At 38.4% G+C, this 18,027-nt stretch carries 18 protein-coding genes; 8 read left to right on the top strand and 10 right to left on the bottom strand.

Translation table 11 applies throughout. The features are described from left to right. Together A2003_RS01810 and A2003_RS01805 are read left to right on the top strand one after the other, a co-directional pair. Positions 1 to 298 (top strand): PaaI family thioesterase (locus A2003_RS01810; RefSeq protein ID WP_286686732.1); only part of this gene is annotated, 298 nt, incomplete at its 5' end. Between the two features lie 96 nt (positions 299 to 394). Beyond that, positions 395 to 1,078 carry a glutathione S-transferase family protein gene (locus A2003_RS01805; protein WP_004959502.1) on the top strand — a complete coding sequence of 228 codons (684 nt, stop codon included), beginning with the start codon at positions 395 to 397 and terminating at the stop codon, positions 1,076 to 1,078. A gap of 62 nt (positions 1,079 to 1,140) precedes the next feature. On the opposite strand, the gene purB is transcribed toward A2003_RS01805, so the two are convergent. From purB to A2003_RS01760, 9 genes are all read right to left on the bottom strand, one after another. Next, positions 1,141 to 2,529 carry an adenylosuccinate lyase gene (gene purB, locus A2003_RS01800; RefSeq protein ID WP_112986152.1) on the bottom strand — a complete coding sequence of 463 codons (1,389 nt, stop codon included), beginning with the start codon at positions 2,527 to 2,529 and terminating at the stop codon, positions 1,141 to 1,143. Positions 2,530 to 2,632: 103 nt separating this feature from the next. Continuing rightward, complete coding sequence (gene hflD / locus A2003_RS01795) at positions 2,633 to 3,364, bottom strand: high frequency lysogenization protein HflD (RefSeq protein WP_004913152.1); 732 nt, start codon at positions 3,362 to 3,364, stop codon at positions 2,633 to 2,635. An 18-nt stretch (positions 3,365 to 3,382) separates the two neighbouring features. Next, a complete protein-coding gene (mnmA, locus tag A2003_RS01790; RefSeq protein ID WP_004913150.1) occupies positions 3,383 to 4,516 on the bottom strand; it encodes a tRNA 2-thiouridine(34) synthase MnmA in 1,134 nt (377 codons plus the stop codon). Positions 4,517 to 4,520: 4 nt separating this feature from the next. After that, the gene (locus A2003_RS01785; protein WP_099948415.1) at positions 4,521 to 5,009 is read right to left on the bottom strand and encodes an NUDIX hydrolase; all 489 of its coding nucleotides are present in this window, start codon (positions 5,007 to 5,009) and stop codon (positions 4,521 to 4,523) included. A gap of 91 nt (positions 5,010 to 5,100) precedes the next feature. Then, positions 5,101 to 5,796: an SEL1-like repeat protein gene (locus A2003_RS01780; protein ID WP_112986151.1), complete on the bottom strand. Its 696-nt coding sequence runs from the start codon at positions 5,794 to 5,796 to the stop codon at positions 5,101 to 5,103. Positions 5,797 to 5,840: 44 nt separating this feature from the next. Next, positions 5,841 to 6,377, bottom strand: coding sequence for a gamma carbonic anhydrase family protein (locus tag A2003_RS01775; RefSeq protein WP_004959485.1), 537 nt, complete (start codon positions 6,375 to 6,377; stop codon positions 5,841 to 5,843). A 95-nt stretch (positions 6,378 to 6,472) separates the two neighbouring features. Further along, positions 6,473 to 7,621, bottom strand: coding sequence for a D-alanyl-D-alanine carboxypeptidase PBP5/6 (gene dacC, locus A2003_RS01770; protein WP_004913142.1), 1,149 nt, complete (start codon positions 7,619 to 7,621; stop codon positions 6,473 to 6,475). Between the two features lie 114 nt (positions 7,622 to 7,735). Further along, a complete protein-coding gene (locus A2003_RS01765) occupies positions 7,736 to 8,137 on the bottom strand; it encodes an MCR_0457 family protein (protein ID WP_004959481.1) in 402 nt (133 codons plus the stop codon). Between the two features lie 147 nt (positions 8,138 to 8,284). Then, a complete protein-coding gene (locus A2003_RS01760) occupies positions 8,285 to 8,659 on the bottom strand; it encodes an MCR_0457 family protein (protein WP_005402906.1) in 375 nt (124 codons plus the stop codon). A 103-nt stretch (positions 8,660 to 8,762) separates the two neighbouring features. Between A2003_RS01760 and surE the strand changes: the two genes are divergently transcribed. The 3 genes from surE (at position 8,763) to A2003_RS01745 (ending at position 11,521) form a co-directional block, all read left to right on the top strand. Beyond that, complete coding sequence (surE, locus tag A2003_RS01755; RefSeq protein WP_004913134.1) at positions 8,763 to 9,533, top strand: 5'/3'-nucleotidase SurE; 771 nt, start codon at positions 8,763 to 8,765, stop codon at positions 9,531 to 9,533. 108 nt (positions 9,534 to 9,641) lie between these two features. Then, positions 9,642 to 10,454 (top strand): peptidoglycan DD-metalloendopeptidase family protein, encoded by an 813-nt coding sequence (locus A2003_RS01750; protein WP_004913130.1) that lies wholly within the window; start codon positions 9,642 to 9,644, stop codon positions 10,452 to 10,454. A 137-nt stretch (positions 10,455 to 10,591) separates the two neighbouring features. Further along, the gene (locus A2003_RS01745) at positions 10,592 to 11,521 is read left to right on the top strand and encodes a LysR family transcriptional regulator (protein WP_004953334.1); all 930 of its coding nucleotides are present in this window, start codon (positions 10,592 to 10,594) and stop codon (positions 11,519 to 11,521) included. Between the two features lie 42 nt (positions 11,522 to 11,563). Here the strand turns inward: A2003_RS01745 and A2003_RS01740 are convergent, their stop codons facing one another. Continuing rightward, positions 11,564 to 14,194, bottom strand: coding sequence for a Lon protease family protein (locus A2003_RS01740; protein WP_005402832.1), 2,631 nt, complete (start codon positions 14,192 to 14,194; stop codon positions 11,564 to 11,566). 314 nt (positions 14,195 to 14,508) lie between these two features. Here A2003_RS01740 and A2003_RS01735 point away from each other — a divergent pair, with 314 nt between their 5' ends. The 3 genes from A2003_RS01735 to A2003_RS01725 form a co-directional block, all read left to right on the top strand. Beyond that, entirely contained in the window at positions 14,509 to 16,686 is a 2,178-nt protein-coding gene (locus tag A2003_RS01735) for an AmpG family muropeptide MFS transporter (protein ID WP_286686731.1), read from the top strand. 2 nt (positions 16,687 to 16,688) lie between these two features. Beyond that, positions 16,689 to 17,090, top strand: a complete 402-nt coding sequence (gene gloA, locus A2003_RS01730; protein WP_004913115.1) for a lactoylglutathione lyase — start codon at positions 16,689 to 16,691, stop codon at positions 17,088 to 17,090. A 138-nt stretch (positions 17,091 to 17,228) separates the two neighbouring features. Then, a partial coding sequence (locus A2003_RS01725) for a bile acid:sodium symporter family protein (protein ID WP_286686730.1) occupies positions 17,229 to 18,027 on the top strand: 799 nt, incomplete at its 3' end.

Genomic DNA, 18,027 nt, shown 5'->3' with positions numbered 1-18,027 from the left:
TGAACGACATACCAATCCATTAGGCGGTGTGCATGGTGGTTTTGCAGCAACAATTTTGGATTCAGTCACAGGTTGTGCAACACATACAGTATTGACTGCTGGTGAGTCATATGGAACAACAGACCTTAATATTAAAATGTGTCGTCCGATTCCATTTAATACTCCGTTGATTGCAGAAGGAAAAGTCATCAATGTTGGGCGTAATCTTGTGATTTCAGAGGGTTATATTCGCGATGAGGATGGAAAATTGTATGCACATGCAACTGCAACAAATATGATTATTCGTCGTTCAGCGTGATTTTAAGATTATTGTTTTGAATGGACTTGAACTTGTTATGATAGCCATGTGAAACATCATAAAAATATGTTCAGTTCATTCAAATGAGATATAAAAATGTCAAACTCTATTGTTCTACATCAGTGGGAAATTTCACCTTTTTGTCAAAAAGTTTCACGGATGTTGAAGTTTAAAGGTATTCCTTTTGAAACAATAAATTACAACGGCTTACTGGGTAGCAAAGTCCCTTTGCTGAGTAAAGTCGGCAAGTTACCTGTCGTGGATATTAATGGCGAACGAGTTCAAGATAGCACTCGAATTGCACGTTATTTAGATCAACACTTTCCCGAGCTTCCTCGACTTTATCCTGAAGATCCTATGCAATGTGCTTACGCAGAGCTTTGGGAAGATTGGGCGGATGAAGTCTTGTATTTTTATGAAGTGCATTTTCGTGTAAGTGATAAAAAAGCGTTCAATCAAGTTGTTGAAATCAGCTCAGAAGGTCGTCCTGCATTTGAAAAGCATTTAATGAAGCCATTACTGAAATCGGCATTGGGTTTTCAAGTAAAGATGCAAGGTACAGGTCGTATGGCTCAAGCCGATATTGAAGCTGAATTTACTAGACACTTAAAACGTATTGAGTTGGTTTTAAATCAGACAGGTTGGTTGGTTGGAGATCAGCAGACGATTGCTGATATAGCAGTTGCATCTCAACTTCTAGAAATTGTTAGAACTAGCCAAAAATTTGGTGCACAAATATTAGGCTTTGCAAATATTTCAAAATGGCTCGATAATTTTTAATTTATTGATTTAAATAAAAAAGCAAAGCCGAGGCTTTGCTTTTTTATGATTGAATGATCAGCTTAGATTTTGCTAATCAAATCATTGATTTGTTTTGCTTGTTCAGCAGCATTACCTGTATATGTAGCAGGAGTAAGCTCTGCTAAACGAGCACGTTCATCAGCTGGAACTTGAAGAAGTTCATCACCATTAACGAAGTTCACCATCATTTCACGTGTCATTGCTTGACCACGAGTAAGTGCTTTTAGTTTTTCGTAAGGTTTTTCAACATTATAACGACGCATTACTGTTTGGATCGGTTCAGCAAGAACTTCTTGTGCTTGGTCTAAATCTTCATTTAAACGGTTAGCATTGAGTTCAAGTTTACCAATACCTTTTAAGCAAGCATCAAAAGCAATCAAGCTTTGTGCAAAACCAACACCCATGTTACGAAGAACAGTTGAGTCAGTTAAGTCACGCTGCCAACGAGAAACTGGAAGTTTTTCACCTAAGTGACCTAATACCGCATTTGCGATACCTAGGTTACCTTCTGAGTTTTCGAAGTCGATAGGGTTTACTTTATGAGGCATTGTTGAAGAACCAACTTCACCGTCTTTTAATTTTTGCTTGAAGTAACCAAGAGAGATATAGCCCCAAACATCACGGTTAAAGTCGATCAAGATCGTGTTATAACGACGTAATGCATCAAACAATTCAGCCATGTAATCATGTGGCTCGATTTGAGTGGTGTATGGGTTGAAGCTTAGACCTAAAGATTCAACAAATGCTTGTGCATGTGCAGCCCAATCAATTTCTGGATAAGCAGAAAGGTGAGCATTGTAGTTACCTACTGCACCATTGATTTTGCCCAATAATTCAACATTTTCAAATTGCTTGATTTGGCGCGCTAAACGATAAGCAACGTTCGCCATTTCTTTACCCAAAGTTGTTGGGCTAGCAGTTTGACCATGAGTACGGGATAACATTGGCTGTTCTGCATGCGTTGTTGCCAAAGCAGAAATTGCGTTCAGAATTTGCTTCATGCTTGTAACAAGAACTTCACGACCATTTTTAAGCATTAATGCATGAGACAAGTTGTTGATGTCTTCAGATGTACATGCAAAATGAATGAATTCGCCCGCATTTTTTAATTCATCAATATTGGCAATTTTTTCTTTAAGGAAATATTCAACTGCTTTTACATCATGGTTAGTTGTACGTTCAATTTCTTTAATGCGGTTTGCATCTTCTTCAGAAAAATTCGTCACAATCGCATCTAAAGCAGCATTCGTTTCAGCAGAGAATGCAGGTACTTCGATGATTTCTGCACGATTTGCAAGTGCTTGTAACCAACGCACTTCAACAGTGACACGAGCGTGGATTAAACCAAACTCAGACAAAAAAGGGCGTAGCGCATCGCATTTGCTCGCATAACGTCCATCAAGTGGTGAGAGTGCGGTTAAAGCATTCATACAGATTCCTTAAAGTTTGTCTCTCTTGCAGAACTTTATTTATTCCTCAAGAGAGATTTATAGAGGTTGTAAAACGGTATAAAAAATTTGCTCTAGCATCGGTTTAAACGACCTGATACTGCAAACGAGCAAGAGCTTGAATATCTTGTAAAAGCTTACGTTTACTAAAGATCATACTCCATGAACTACCGCCTAGTTGTCGCCATAAATGCGCAAGTTGTAGACCTGTAAAGAGGCAAGCACGGATTCGATTTGTATGATTCATATCTTTAAAAGCTTCAGCGTTACCACGGACAAGGATACGTGGATTAATTTGCCCAGCAGTTTCAACATAGGTCTGAGCTAAATTGGCAATAATACTTGGGTGCAAATAGTTATTATCGAAAAAAGATAACTGTTTTAGGATTTTTTGTTGAGCCGTTTCGATAATTTTGACGTATTCAGGATTGCTATAAACTTTCTTTTCCAACTGCAATAATGCCATAGCATAGGACATTGGAAGTTTAGCTGTCGAAAGTTTAGGAACTCGGGATTTTGGTGCAGTATTAAATGGTTGAGTAATACAACCTTCTAATGTTTTTAAACCTAGTGAAATATCAGCCAGTTGATTAAAGAAATCTAAAGTTTGAGTCGCATTGTTGGTCGCTGGACGAATATTTAAACTTGCTTTGATCAGTAGTTCAAAATAAAAATTACCACTATCTCCAATACTCTGCTGTCCCGCCATCGCAGTCATATGGGTCAGCTGAGTTGCTTGGAAGACAGCAGCCAATGCTAAAGCACGGTTTTGTCTTACATTCAACGCTTGGGTGTGCTGAAAGGGTAACTCCGCCATGCTTCGATTCCAATATCCTTAAATAAAATCTGGTTGAGGTGCATCAGTATGGTGAATGACACCACCGCCTAAGCATACCTCTCCTGAGTAAAACACCACACTTTGCCCTGGAGTTACAGCACGTTGTGGTTCATCAAACTCAACTCGAATACCATTTTCTGTATGTTCGTCACGATAAATTGTACACGCTTGGTCAGGCTGACGATAACGAGTTTTTGCTGTGCATCGGAAACCCGTAGTTGGGATCTCTTGTTCACCTGCAACCCAATCAATCGCTTCACTCCAAAGTTGTTTACTTTGCATAAGTGGATGCTCATGACCTTGTCCAATGACGAGACGATTGTTGGCAATGTCTTTGTGAAGTACGAACCATGCACCTTCTTGCGCACCTTTCATACCACCGATACCGATGCCACCGCGTTGACCGAGCGTATAGTACATTAAGCCGTGATGTTCACCAACTTCTTTGCCGTTGTCTAAGACAATTTTTCCAGCTTGAGCAGGAAGATATTGTTTAAGAAAGTCGGTAAATCGACGTTCACCAATAAAGCAAATACCAGTTGAGTCCTTTTTCTTCGCTGTTGCTAAATCAAGTTGTTCAGCAATGCGACGAACTTCTGGCTTTTCGATTTCACCGACAGGGAACAGCGTCTTATTGATTTCACGACCATGCACTGCATGTAAGAAATAAGTCTGGTCTTTATTATTATCCACACCACGTAATAATGGTGCATAGGTTTCACCACGAGAGTTTTGCGTGCTTACACCACGACGTGCATAGTGACCTGTTGCAATAAAGTCTGCACCCAAAGTCATAGCATGGTCGAGGAACGCACGGAACTTAATCTCTTTATTACATAGAATATCTGGGTTGGGAGTACGACCTGCTGCATATTCAGCTAAGAAATGCTCAAACACACGATCCCAATATTCCATGGCAAAGTTTGCGGTGTGCAGTTTAATTCCAATCTTGTCTGCAACGGCTTGCGCATCTGCTAAATCTTCAAGGGCTGTGCAGTATTCCGTACCATCATCTTCTTCCCAGTTTTTCATGAAAAGACCTTCAACTTGATATCCTTGTTGAAGTAAAAGCGCGGCAGAAACAGAGGAGTCTACACCACCAGACATACCGACGATGACACGTTGTTGCATCTAATTAAGCATCCAAATGAGAAGTTAATGAGGGAGAGAAAGGGTGCTCATAAATAAGCGATAAAGGATATTTCTTACCAGCGAGGGCATCTTCAATTACTTTTAAAACTAATGGGCTTCGCGCACGAGCGGATTCTTGCAGCTCTTCTAAACTCATCCAAACTGCACCGACAATATCGGTATCTAGTTGTGCATTTCCCTCAACCGAGGTGACATGTGCCAAGAAGCAAAAACGATAATATGTGCGATCTGGAAACATGGGAGGGGTATAGGTATAGATACCAAGCAAATGATCTATTTCTACATGATGACCTGTTTCTTCTAAGGTTTCACGGATCGCTGCTTCAATAATCGTTTCACCGCATTCGACATGACCAGCAGGTTGATTAAACACGGTATGTACAAAGCCTTCGCTGTGTTCTTCAACAAACAGAAAACGTCCGTCTTTTTCAACTACAGTGGCGACTGTGACATGAGGTGTCCAAGCGGTCATAGAAAGCACCATGATTTTAAAAAACGTATTCTACAAAATTTGAGAGTTTTTGGCTATGGTGGCTGAATCATAGATTTAGCCACTAACTGCTTTAATCAGGTTTAATTTTACTATTAATAAATTTTCGTAGTTTCTTTGCCGATTGGCATGCTGGATCAGTATCACCATATTTACAACTATAATTGAGAACATTTAAAGCTTTTTTATAGTTAGGTTCAGTATTTTCCTCAGAAATTAATTGGTCTGCAAACATGGTGCATCCCCAAGGATCACGCCAGTCACAAGTTTTCTCAAATGTTGAAAAAATACACTTTTTTTGTTCAGTGGTTAAGTGTTCTGTGAAGTTCAACATTCCAGCAGCCCTATTGGTACAACCAGAGGCGATGCCTAACTCACAACTTCTTTGAAATACTTGTTCGGCTGGAAGTTTATAATTTGCTTCTTGTAATGATAACGCCACTAAATAACAGGCCACAGCATCACTTTCCACACAAGATTGATAGCATTTAAATTTATTGTTTTCACAAGTAGATATTATATCTCTGTATGAATTTGATAGAGGAGTTTGTTGAGATGGAGATGTATAGGCTGGGCATTTATTTAAATTATTAGTAAAAACTTGATGATGCTTTAAATCACTTGCTATGAAACTCAATGAAGCTGCTTCAGCTGTTGCATAATAAGAGTCGGTACTCATGATTTTACTATCAGATTTATAGTGAGAGCATGCTGTTAAGATATTAATAGTTAATATACATAAACCCAAATATATTGTTGTTTTATTCATAATCTTCCGTAGTTTTCGTTAATATTATAAACAGAATTAATAAATTAGTTTTGTTTATAATCATTCTTCACTTTCACATAGTTTTGCGCCGAATAAGGTAAAAATGCTTTTTCTTTATCTGTGAGAGGGCGGACTTGCTGGACTGGGCTACCTACATACAAATAACCACTTTTTAAGACTTTACGTGGTGGCACAAGACTACCAGCACCAATCATTACATCGTCTTCAATAATCACGTCATCTAAAACAACGGTATTAATACCGATCAAAACACGATTGCCAATAGTACAACCATGCAAGGTCACATGATGACCTACAGTCACATCATCACCAATTATTAAAGGTGAACCATTAGGTTTAGATTGATTTTTATGACTGACATGTAACATACAATGATCTTGTACATTACTATTTCTACCAATCTGAATCGAATTGACATCACCGCGAATAACGGCAAAAGGCCAAACTGAAACATTCTCAGCTAACTTGACATCCCCGATGACTACTGACATTTCATCAATATAACAACTCGTATCAATATCAGGGTAATGATCTAAATAAGGGCGAATATTTTTAGCCATGAGAAAATACAATAAATAATTTGCATGAATTATAAAATAAAAAAGCATTCATACTAAATAGCATGAATGCTTGATTAGCTTGTTTATTCTAAGAATTAGAATAAGTTGCTAAGGAACTGTTTGATATGGTCGATCATACGGGCAAAGAAGCCTGCTTCTTCAACAGGTTTTAATGCAACTAGTGGTTTTTCAGCAATCACTTTTCCATCAAGACTCGCAACTAATTTACCTACAACTTGACCTTTAGCCAAAGGTGCATTCAGTTTTGGTTGAACGACGATTTGAGTTTTGATTTTGTCAGCTTGACCTTTAGGCATAGTTACGTTGAAGTTTTCAGCCAAACCGATTTGAACTTCATCTTCTTTACCAAACCATACTTTTGCTTTTGCTAAAACTTGATTTGCTGGTTGAACATTAGCAGTTTCAAAGTTTGCAAAACCCCAAGCCAATAATGTACGAGTTTGGCTCGCACGTTCATTCATGCTTGGTGTACCAAAAATCACAGAAATCAAACGCATAGGACCACGTTTGCTTGATGTTGTTAAACAGTAACCAGCTTCTTCAGTATGACCTGTTTTTAAACCATCTACACTTGGGTCTGTATAGAGAAGGGCATTACGGTTACCTTGTTTGATACCGTTAAATGTAAATTCTTTTTCAGAGTAAATTGGGTAATACTTTGAGCTATCTTTAATAATATGCTGAGCAAGAACTGCCATATCTTTTGCAGTTGAGTAATGACCATCAGCAGGCATACCTGTTGAGTTGATAAAGTGTGTATTTACCATTCCAACGCGTTTAGCTTCTTGGTTCATCATGTGGGCGAATGTACCTTCATTGCCCGCAATATGTTCAGCCATTGCTTTAGAAGCATCATTACCTGATTGGATGATAATACCGCGAAGCATTTCTAGAACAGTTGCTGTTCCATTAAGCGGTACATACATACATGATTCTGTACTACTTCCACGACACCACGCAGATTCATTCATGCGTACTTGTTCGTTTTCAGTCAATTCCCCCTTCAAAAGTTTCTGCTCAATGATGTAGCTTGTCATCATTTTAGTCATTGAAGCAGGTGCAAGTTTTTCATTTTCATTTTTTGCAGCGAGAATCTGTCCTGTCTCATAATCCATTAATACATAGGATTTATTATTTAGTTCTGGTGGAGCAGATAGGACAGTTGCTGCATATGAAAAGCTTGGCAAAAGTAATAATGCAGCAAGAGCGCTTTTTTGATTCATTCTAGATCGTTCCAATATCTTGTGTGAAGCAGAAGAGCCTAGCATTTTAGGACAAAGCAAAGCCGACTTCTATGGGGGAAGTCGGCTTTTTAACACAGTATTGTAACGAATCGGTTACTTAGAATAATAATTTCGAACATCGTCGCAAATTTGGCGATTATCTTCATCAGATGCGGCTTTTGCATCATTACGTGCTTCTGTCAAAGCAGCCTGAAAATCTTTACTTTTTGCGCGCTTATTGAGTACATCAACAGCTTTTGGATCATTATCTAAATAGGCTTTAACAAGATTGTCGTAGGCTTTATTAAACTTAAGATCTTTGCCGATTAATGGAGGGCAAATTTCAGAAAGCACATAAATTGCAGCTAACTCTTGTTGAGTGACATTTTCTGAGGTCGGAGTAACTTCAATTTTTTCGGTTTCTGATTTTTTTTCTGCTGCATAAGTGGTTGCAGAAAATGCAGTAGACGCTAAGAGAAATGATAAACCCAGTGTTTTTAAAACATTTTTAGTCATAAGAAATCAAACTCAAAAACAAGACTTAAAGAATTTGAATAACTTATAGCATAACTGGGATTGAAATTTGTATCTTTGCTGTAGAAACAATGGAGAAAATGTGATCTTAAATCTGAGAAATAAAACCACATTTACCTATATCAAAACTTATTCTTCGAAATTAAGGACATCTTCACATACTGATTTCTGTTCTGATTTCTCAACTTCTGTTGCAGCAGAACGTGCATCTTTGAGCAGACTTTGAAATTCAGCATCTTTTTGTAAGCTGTCTATAGATGCAGTCTTGTCCGAGTAGTTACTTAAATAAGAACCGACCATCTTTTTAATGTTTTGGTCAAATTTAGCATTCTTACCGATGAGGTTTGGACACATTTCGATAAGTACTTGTGCATTTGCAATATCATCTTTGATTAATGCATCTGCTTCTTTGACTGAAACCGCTTCGTCAGCAAATGCTACAGATGCTGCTACAAGTGTGAAACTCACCCCAAAAAATCGAATAAAATTAGATAAATGTCTCATGGCAATGTAAATTTCTAATACTAAGAAGTTATAAATATATATAATTCAATGAATAATTCAATTGAAAAAACTCCCTAGTAATATTTGAAGAGACTGGAATTTAGTGAATATTTTGATTGCAAATGATGATGGTGTTTTTGCCCCAGGACTACAAGCTTTAGCGCAGGCCTTGAAGCCATTAGGTCGAGTGGTTGTGGTTGCACCTGAAAGTGAGCGGAGTGGTTATTCTAGTGCTTTGACATTAGATCGTCCTTTGCGACCAGTTCAAATCTCTGAAGACGTCTGGGCAGTGAATGGAACGCCTGCGGACTGTGTTTATTTGTCAATGAATGGTCTATTTGATTTTGAATTTGATCTGGTTGTGAGTGGTATCAATAGCGGTGCAAATCTTGGTGATGATGTATTGTACTCAGGTACGGTAGGAGCTGCATTTGAAGGACGGTTAATGAAACATCCTGCGATTGCTGTTTCTTTGGCAGGTTCAAATGTTCGATCATATGAACACCCTCAGCATTATGCGCAAGCAGCACAATGGGTCCATGACTTTATTGCAAATGGATTACCTATTTTACCACCTCGTCATATTTTTAATATTAATATTCCAGATGTGGCTCAAATCCAAGGTACAAAAGTGACGTATCAAGGGCGAAGAGCGCAATCTAAACCTGTAAGTAGTCATGTTGACCCCCGAGGAAGACAAGTTTATTGGATTGGATTAGCTGGAGAGGCAGTAACTGATCCTCAGGCTGTTTCTAGCAATATTCAATCAGATTTTTTTGCAGTGTCGAATGGTTATGTCAGTGTTACTCCAATTCAAATGGATGCAACGAACTACGCGATTTTAGATAATTTACATGTTCTTGTTAATGGTTAGCGGTTGCTATGTTATAACTTTGTGAATATAGAAAGTGAGAACTCGTTTTTTTTCACTTTTTTGATACTCTTAGGCGCAAATATAATTCAGGTTTCGATGAGGGTGAAGATGCATTCAAACCAAGTCTCGATTTTTCTAACAAAGAAAATGATTAAAACAATCCTATTGTCTTTATCAGTAGCAACGACAGTAATTGTGACGGGGTGTGCATCTAAACCGCAATATAAAGGTGGCGCACGCTACGTGAATGCACCTAATTACTATACAGTGCGTTCAGGGGATACACTGAGTGGGATCGCAAACCGCTATGGTTTGAACTACTTAGATATTGCTGCACTGAATGATATTGCAGCTCCGTATCGAATTTATGTGAATCAGTCACTAAGACTTAAAGGCTCAGTCAGTCAGCGTACTACGTCGACGCAGGCGATCACTCAAGCAACTCCTATCCAACGTCAAACGATTAATTTACCGACTCAACAGCCAGTTGTACCAAAAACACCTGTTATTACGCCAACACCTGTCAATCCACCAACTGCTTCAACTTTAGCATCGGGTTTACGCTGGGTAAAACCTAGCAACGGTCCTGTGATTCAAGGTTTTAATCTGGCAAGTAATGTCAAAGGGACCCGTTATGGTGGAAATGAGGGTGATCCAGTCTATGCAGCAGCAAATGGTCAAGTTGTATATGCAGCGGATGGTCTAAAAGAATACGGCAACTTGGTTCTGATCAAGCACATTGATGGTTACATTACTGCTTATGCACATAACAGTAAAATGTTGGTGAAAAGCGGTGACAATGTGACAGCTGGTCAAAAGATTGCTGAAATGGGTTCTTCAGGAGCGACTAGAGTCATGCTGGAATTCCAAGTTAGATTAGATGGTAAACCTGTTAATCCAACCACTGTTTTACCTAACTAAATATACATCATTATTTGTTTAACAAACTTTCAACAAATTGTTAAGAATCTCTAGTCTAGGAGTAGACTTCTCTGTATACTCATATTGATTGCTTTAATTAGAACAATAAGCATATTAATAATTTGAGAGGGAAGTCTATGCTAGATCAGTTGCGTGCAATGGGGGTTTTTGCGTGCGTTGTTGAAAAAAGTTCATTTAGCGGTGCTGCTAGAGAACTGGGAATTACAACAAGCGCAGTCAGTCAACAAATCCGTTCTTTAGAACAAGATATGGATGTGACTTTGCTTCATCGTTCTACACGAAAATTAAGCCTTACAGAAGCGGGTCAAGCATTCTTTTTAAGCTGTCAAGAAATGCTTGCAGCAGCAGAGCGTGGCAAAATTCGCATCAATGAATTGCGCGATGATTTAGTCGGTGACTTACGTATTGCAACGACACCAGAACTCGGTGCGCTTCATGTTATTCCAGCACTTTCTCACTGGATGTCTGCACACAAAGCACTTGCAATCCATTTTGAAGCCGATCATCGTTATATTGATTTAATTGAAGAGCGAATTGATATTGCAATCCGCATGAGTCTCAAAATTGATGATCATCAGTTAACAGCAGTGCCATTAGCACGAGTTGATCAGGTACTTGTTGCTTCACCAAGTTATCTAAATCAAGCTCCTCCGATTTCGAGACCAGAAGATTTACGTCATCATGAATTGTTGCCAGTGACTTTAATGCAAAATTATCAGCATTTCTCATTTCGTCATGGTTTAAGTGGGGAAGTGGTAAATATCGATATGAAAACACGCTTAAGTACAAATAATGTGTTTGTTGCAAAATCTTTGTGCCAGCAAGGGCATGGGATCGCGCGTATTCTATACATGGATATTCAAAAAGAGTTAGTGAATGGGTCTTTAGTTGAGGTATTACCTGATTGGAATATGCCAGCATATACCTTACATGCATTGACCTCGAAACGTGAACAATATCCAATGAAAGTCCATCGCTGTATAGATGCCTTAAAACAATATTTTGCTCAGCTTCCTGGTGGGCGTTCCTTGCAGGGCGTGGCCTAAATAAAAAAGCCATGTTCTCATCAGAACATGGCTTTTTTCATCTTATTTTTTCTTGTGTTTACGCAGCGATTTTAAGTTTTTCGCTTGTGCGGTTGATTCTTCAGCTGCTTTTGAATCTACTTCATCTTTTTTGGTTTTTTTACGCTTTTTCTTTTTCTTTGGTTCATCATCTTCAACTGCTTCACCATCTTCAATCGCTTGCCAATACTCAAGTTGTTCCATCACAGCAGCATAGATTGAGTTTTTGCTATATCGACCTTTTTTATCGAGTGTTCCAACAGGACGAGCCATCAGGATTTCTAAAGCTTGGTCAATCGTATCAATTGCATGAACATGGAATTGACCACTATTAACAGCATCAATAACATCTTGGCGTAGCATTAGATGTTGCATGTTTTGACGAGGGATAATAACCCCTTGCTTTCCTGTTAATCCCTGCAATTTACAAGCATCATAAAAACCTTCAATTTTGGCATTTACGCCGCCGATAGGTTGTACTTGTCCAAGTTGGTTCATAGAGCCTGTGATTGCCCAAGATTGATCAATTGGAATTTGACAAATAGCCGAAATCAAAGCAGAAAGTTCGGCAACTGTTGCGCTGTCACCATCAACTTGTCCATAACTTTGTTCGAATGCAAGAGCAGCAGAGAAGTGTAGGATTTGTTCACGACCAAAATGAGCTTTAAGGAAACTAGCCATGAGCAGCACGCCTTTTGCGTGTAGAGAACCGCCAAGTTCTACACTTCGCTCAATATCAAGAATATCCCCACCGCCTTGATAGACAGAAGCAGTCAAACGTGATGGGAGACCAAACTCAACATCAGCATAATGAATAACAGATAGGGCATTAATTTGACCTAAGCGATGCCCCGAAGTCTCAATTAATTGAGTACCTCGTGATAAGTCTTGCCAATAAAGCTCTCGTAAATAACCCAAACGGTATTGGCGATGATGTAATGCTTGATTGACGTGTTGATCTGTTACGATTTTATCACCACTCTTAAAAGCGTGATGATGTGCTTCACGAATCAAATCACCCAGTGTCGAAGCATGCAGTGACAAAGAGCTTTGATCTTCAGCTTGACGACTAGAGTCAGTTAACAGTGCAGCGAGGGCAGAACGATCAAAAGGTAAAAGTTTATCGGCTTGAACATAATCAGCAATAAGCTGCATATATGCTTGTTCATTGCTGTCATTACGTTGTAATGTGTCTGTAAAATCAGCACGAATTTTAAATACGCTACCAAGTTCTGGTTCTACTTCTAAAATTTCATAATAAATTTCAGGTTCAGCCAGTAATACGACTTTAATATCTAGTGGAACAGCGGCAGGTTCAATCGAAATACTACCTGTCAATGTCAGCATATGTTCCAAAGACGATAGTTTGAGTTGCCCTGACTTTAATGCGCGTTTTAAACCTTGCCAAGCGTAGGGTTGTTCTAGCAATTGCTCAGCTTCAAGCATAAGGAAACCACCATTTGCATGGTGTAAAGAGCCTGGACGAATTAATGTAAAATCTGTCGTAATTGTGCCGTTGTGAGTAAGCTGCTCGACATGCCCAAGTAAGTTGTAATGGGTTGGGAAGTCTTCAAAAATAACAGGAGCACCACTATTCGGTTTATTGGCAATAATGACATTGGCTTGATATCTTGAAGGAACGCGATTGAACAAAGCAGGCGTGAAATCATCTTCCTCTTGTTCTAAGATCAGTTCAACGTTTTCTATAACATCTTCGGCATAATGCTTTAAATATTCTTCTAAACCTTTAACGTCTTTATTTTTATTTAAAATTTGCTCCATGCGAGGTAGAACAACTTGTGCTGCGATATCTCTATTTAAAAGTGAAACTTTATCTCGAGCATCGTCTTCAAGATCGCCTAGATGTAAGCCTAAACGCTCTAACTTTTTCTCCATGTAGCGGATATTAGAGCTTAGTTCAGAACGTTCTTTTTGGCTTAAAGCATCAATATCATGCTGTGTTAATTCTTGATATTCATTGTCGATTAATTGCATCGGCACGAAAACATGCTTGTCATTTCTTGAAATGAGTTTTAAGTCGAGTTCTGCGCCTTCTTTGGTTAATTCGGACAGTGCTTGTTGTTGTACATCACCCGTGTCTTGACGAATACGTTCAATTCGATTGTGATAGGTCTCTGCACTAAAGCGACGTTCTAATTGTTTAAGAATGGTTTGCCAAGTTTGTTGAAGTGCTGCTTGGAACTTTACGCCCTGTCCAGCAGGGAAGCGTAGTGCGATAGGTTGTCTAGGATTTTTAAAATTATTGACATACACCCAGTCATCAGGTGTTGGCATCGTTTTGGCATGCTGTTGCAGTAAACGTTTGATCATCGTTCGTTTACCAAGTCCAGCAGTTCCGACAGCAAAAATATTGTAACCTGAATAAGGCAGAGAGATTCCAGCTTCAACAGAGGCACGTGCTCGATCTTGCCCTAAAAAATTGTTGAGCGGTTTGATTCGTTTCGTCGAATTCGGAATTTTGACTAGGTCTGGAACATGAGTGAGTTGTTCCGAAGCTAGCGAGGTTCTTTTTAATGTTTCTTGTATATCCGTCTGGTCAAAAGCGCTTGGAAAGGTATTTAAATTTGCTGTAGTTGTGTTTGTTGGTGTTAAAGAAAGTGCAGTTGCAGTCATTTGATCAAGTTTTTGGGTCACTATTGATATCCAACAAATAAACGATAATTGAAATTAGAACTATAGATGCATCTAAACATATCTCATGACTTGCGAACAAATATAAATGGTGTGATTCATCATTTAACATTTGGTGTCAATTGGGACGTATATCGCAGATGTTTAGAAGTATTTATAACTTCTGTTAAAGGTATACAGTTTTAGGTCTAAAGATCAAGCGAACTTGTGTTTTTTATCGACAAAACAAAACAATGGTTGCACAAAGCAACTTGCAAGCGAACACAAGAAACGATTGAATAGGCACATTCAGGCATGTTCATGGAAAATAATAACCAATGACAACACAAACCACAGGTTGGGCATCTGCATTTAAAGCATTTTTAGATCGCCGTGCTTTGATTATGTTATTTTTAGGTTTCTCAGCGGGGATACCGATTTTACTCATTTTTTCTAGCTTATCTTTATGGCTAGGTGAGGCAGGAATTGAAAAAAGCGCAGTAACTTTTTTTAGTTGGGCTGCATTAGGCTATTCTTTTAAATTTGTTTGGGCACCATTAATTGATGAGTTGCCTGTCCCATTTCTAACACGCACATTAGGGCGACGTCGAGCATGGCTATTAATTGCACAGTGTTTAATTATATGTGCGATTTGTATCATGGCATTTTCAGACCCAGCTCTTGGTCAAAGTTATATTATTCAAATGGCGGTTGGGGCAGTATTACTTGGCTTTTCCGCAGCTACGCAAGATATTGTGATTGATGCCTATCGTATCGAGTTAGCTGAAACAGAAATGCAAACTGTCTTAGCATCGACATACAATGCAGGTTATCGCATCGGAATGATTGTTGCTGGTGCTGGAGCATTATTTCTTGCGGCTTACTTGGGAACTGCCAAGGGAAATTATATCTACGAAGCTTGGAAGTATACTTACTTAGCCATGGCAGCAGTCATGAGTGTTGGTATCATCACTACTCTAAGTATTCGTGAACCACAAGTAAATCGAATTTATAAAGAATATAAAAAGACAGATTATTATCGTTTGGTATTGGTATTTTTTGTTGCTGTTGCAAGTTTTGTCGTGAGCTATATCTATTCAGGTAATCTCACAAATTACATCACCACTTCGGCTGAGATTAAGGATACCGCAGCTTTATTTGGTTTAGAAGCGCTTCGCTTTTTGACCGCAACAGCAGTCGCTTTATTGGTTGGTTCTGGGTTAGTAAAAGCTGGTGTCGTAAATCAGCAGATGGCGAAAGAAACATGGGTTGCGCCGATTCTTGATTTCTTCAAACGCTACGGTCTAAAACTCGCTTTAGTATTATTACTGCTTATTGGTTTTTTTAGAATTTCAGACATTATAGCTGGCGTCATTTCAAATGTTTTTTATCAGGACTTGAATTTTACTAAAGAGCAAATTGCTGAAGCAGTAAAAATATATGGTGTTTTATTTAGCCTTGTCGGTGGCTTTCTTGGGGGCTTGTTGGCACAGCGAATGAACATTATGAAGTTAATGTTTGTTGGTGCTGTTTTAGCCAGTTCTACCAATTTGATTTTTATTGGCTTGGTAAACTCAGGTAAACATTTATCTCAGGTTGAGGTACAAATCGCAGATAAGCACTATCAAGTAGATACGGATGAGGTGGGGTATTGGAAATTATCTGTACCAAGTGAACAGTTATTAAAAGCAAAAGATATCCAAGTCACTAGTCAATATCAGCAAGAAGCGGACTCAAAGTTTCAATTAACAGTTCCATATTTGATTGCATCACAAAAGCCTCAGATTCAATTATTACCAATGAGTGGTAATGATCAACTTAGCTCAAATGATCTAAAGCAAAGTTTAGTTATTAAAGGTCAGCTTGCTGGCGTAAATTTTGATACATTAGACACAGAGCGTCCAGTTGTCATTATGGTTGACGATAAAGAAATTGTTGCTAAAGTTGATCCTCATGGAATATTCACTGGAGCAGTTGATGGGAAGGTTTTATTAAACTCTCCAACGAAGTTCGTTAAAGCTTCAGTTAATTTTAAAAACAACAACCAAACTGAATTAGTTACAAGTAGACCTTATTTTATTGATACAGCAACACATCCAGATTCTGCTTTAGATATGGATGTTCAGCCAGTGCAAGTAATCCAACCAGATCAAAAAAGCTCAGTTGAACTTTCTGGTAAAGTCATTAAAAGTTACAGTACCTTATGGTTATATTTGGCGATTATTATGGATAATTTAGCATCTGGATTGGCTGGTGCAGCATTCATTGCTTTTTTATCAAGTTTAACCAGTGTTTCATTTACAGCGGTTCAATACGCAATTTTTAGTTCTTTAATGACATTAACGCCAAAACTATTGGGTGGTTATTCAGGAACAATCGTGAGTAATATTGGTTATCCAAATTTCTTTTTAATGACGACTTTAATCGGTATTCCGATTCTAATTTTAGTGGTTTGGGTTGCGAAATTATTACGTGATCATGAACGAAACCAAACAACACAACAGACAGGTGAATAAATATGCGCATGTTACATACAATGCTACGAGTAGGTAATTTAGAACAATCTCTCAAGTTCTATACTGAAGTGCTTGGTATGCAATTACTTCGCAAACGTGATTACGAAGAAGGACGTTTTACACTCGCATTTGTGGGTTACGGTGATGAGCAGAACAATACGGTTCTTGAATTAACTCATAATTGGGATACATCTAGTTATGATTTAGGCAATGCTTATGGTCATATCGCAATTGGTGTTGATGATGCTTATAAAGCATGTGAAGAGATTAAAGCTCGTGGCGGTAAGGTCGTCCGTGAAGCTGGGCCTATGAAAGGTGGTGTGACGGTCATTGCTTTTGTTGAAGATCCAGATGGCTACAAAGTTGAACTTATTCAACAAGATCAGAATGCAAGAAATAATTAGTTTTAATGCGTTAGACTGAGGTCTAATTATTTAAAAACTAGCTTTATTTATAGAGCTCAGTATGATGGTTTGATCAAATGGTCAACAATATCATATTGGGCTTTTTTATTATTTTGAGGGTAGGTCAGGTAAAGAATTATGTTGAAGTTATTAGCACTAGATCGCTTTACGATTTTATTGGTACTCATGGTCTTATTAGCCACATTGTTACCCATATCAGGTCAGCTTGCTTATTATTTTAATATTTTAACGACAGTCGCAATAGCCGTTCTTTTCTTTTTACATGGTGCAAAATTATCACGAGAAGCTGTAATAGAGGGAATGTTGCATTGGAGAATGCATGCCTTAGTCTTTATTTTTACTTTTTTGATTTTCCCATTGATTGGACTTTTGTCGAGACCTGTTTTAGAACCAGTATTGGGGCAACAGTTATATTGGGGCTTTTTGTTTATGTGTTTCTTACCTTCCACGGTTCAGTCTTCGATTGCATTTACGTCTATGGCTAAAGGGAATGTAGCGGGTGCAGTGTGCAGTGCTTCCTTTTCTAATATTATAGGCATGTTTATCACACCGATTTTGGTCAGCTATTTTATCTTAGGGCAAAGTCAACATGATTTTGACCCGACAAAATCAATTGTACAAATTACATTATTGCTGCTTGTGCCATTTATATTAGGTCAATTATTAAGACCATTTATTTTCCCACAAATGCGTAAATTTCCGAGCGTTGTAAAGGTTTTTGATCAGGGTTCAATCCTCATGGTTGTTTATGGCGCATTTAGTAGCGCAGTTGTCGCTGGTCTATGGCAACAAGTAAGTGGAATTACATTGATTTATTTAACACTGGCATGTTCAGTTTTACTTACCGTAGTAATGTTACTTGCATTGTATTTGCCTAAATGGTTGGGATTCAATCAGGCGGATCAAATTACGATTT

The sequence above is a fragment of the Acinetobacter sp. GWC1_38_13 genome, assembly GCF_001767535.1.
Classification (GTDB): domain Bacteria; phylum Pseudomonadota; class Gammaproteobacteria; order Pseudomonadales; family Moraxellaceae; genus Acinetobacter; species Acinetobacter junii.
The sequence above is the reverse complement of the archived record's forward strand: the minus strand, read 5'-3'. Positions and strand labels throughout refer to the sequence as shown.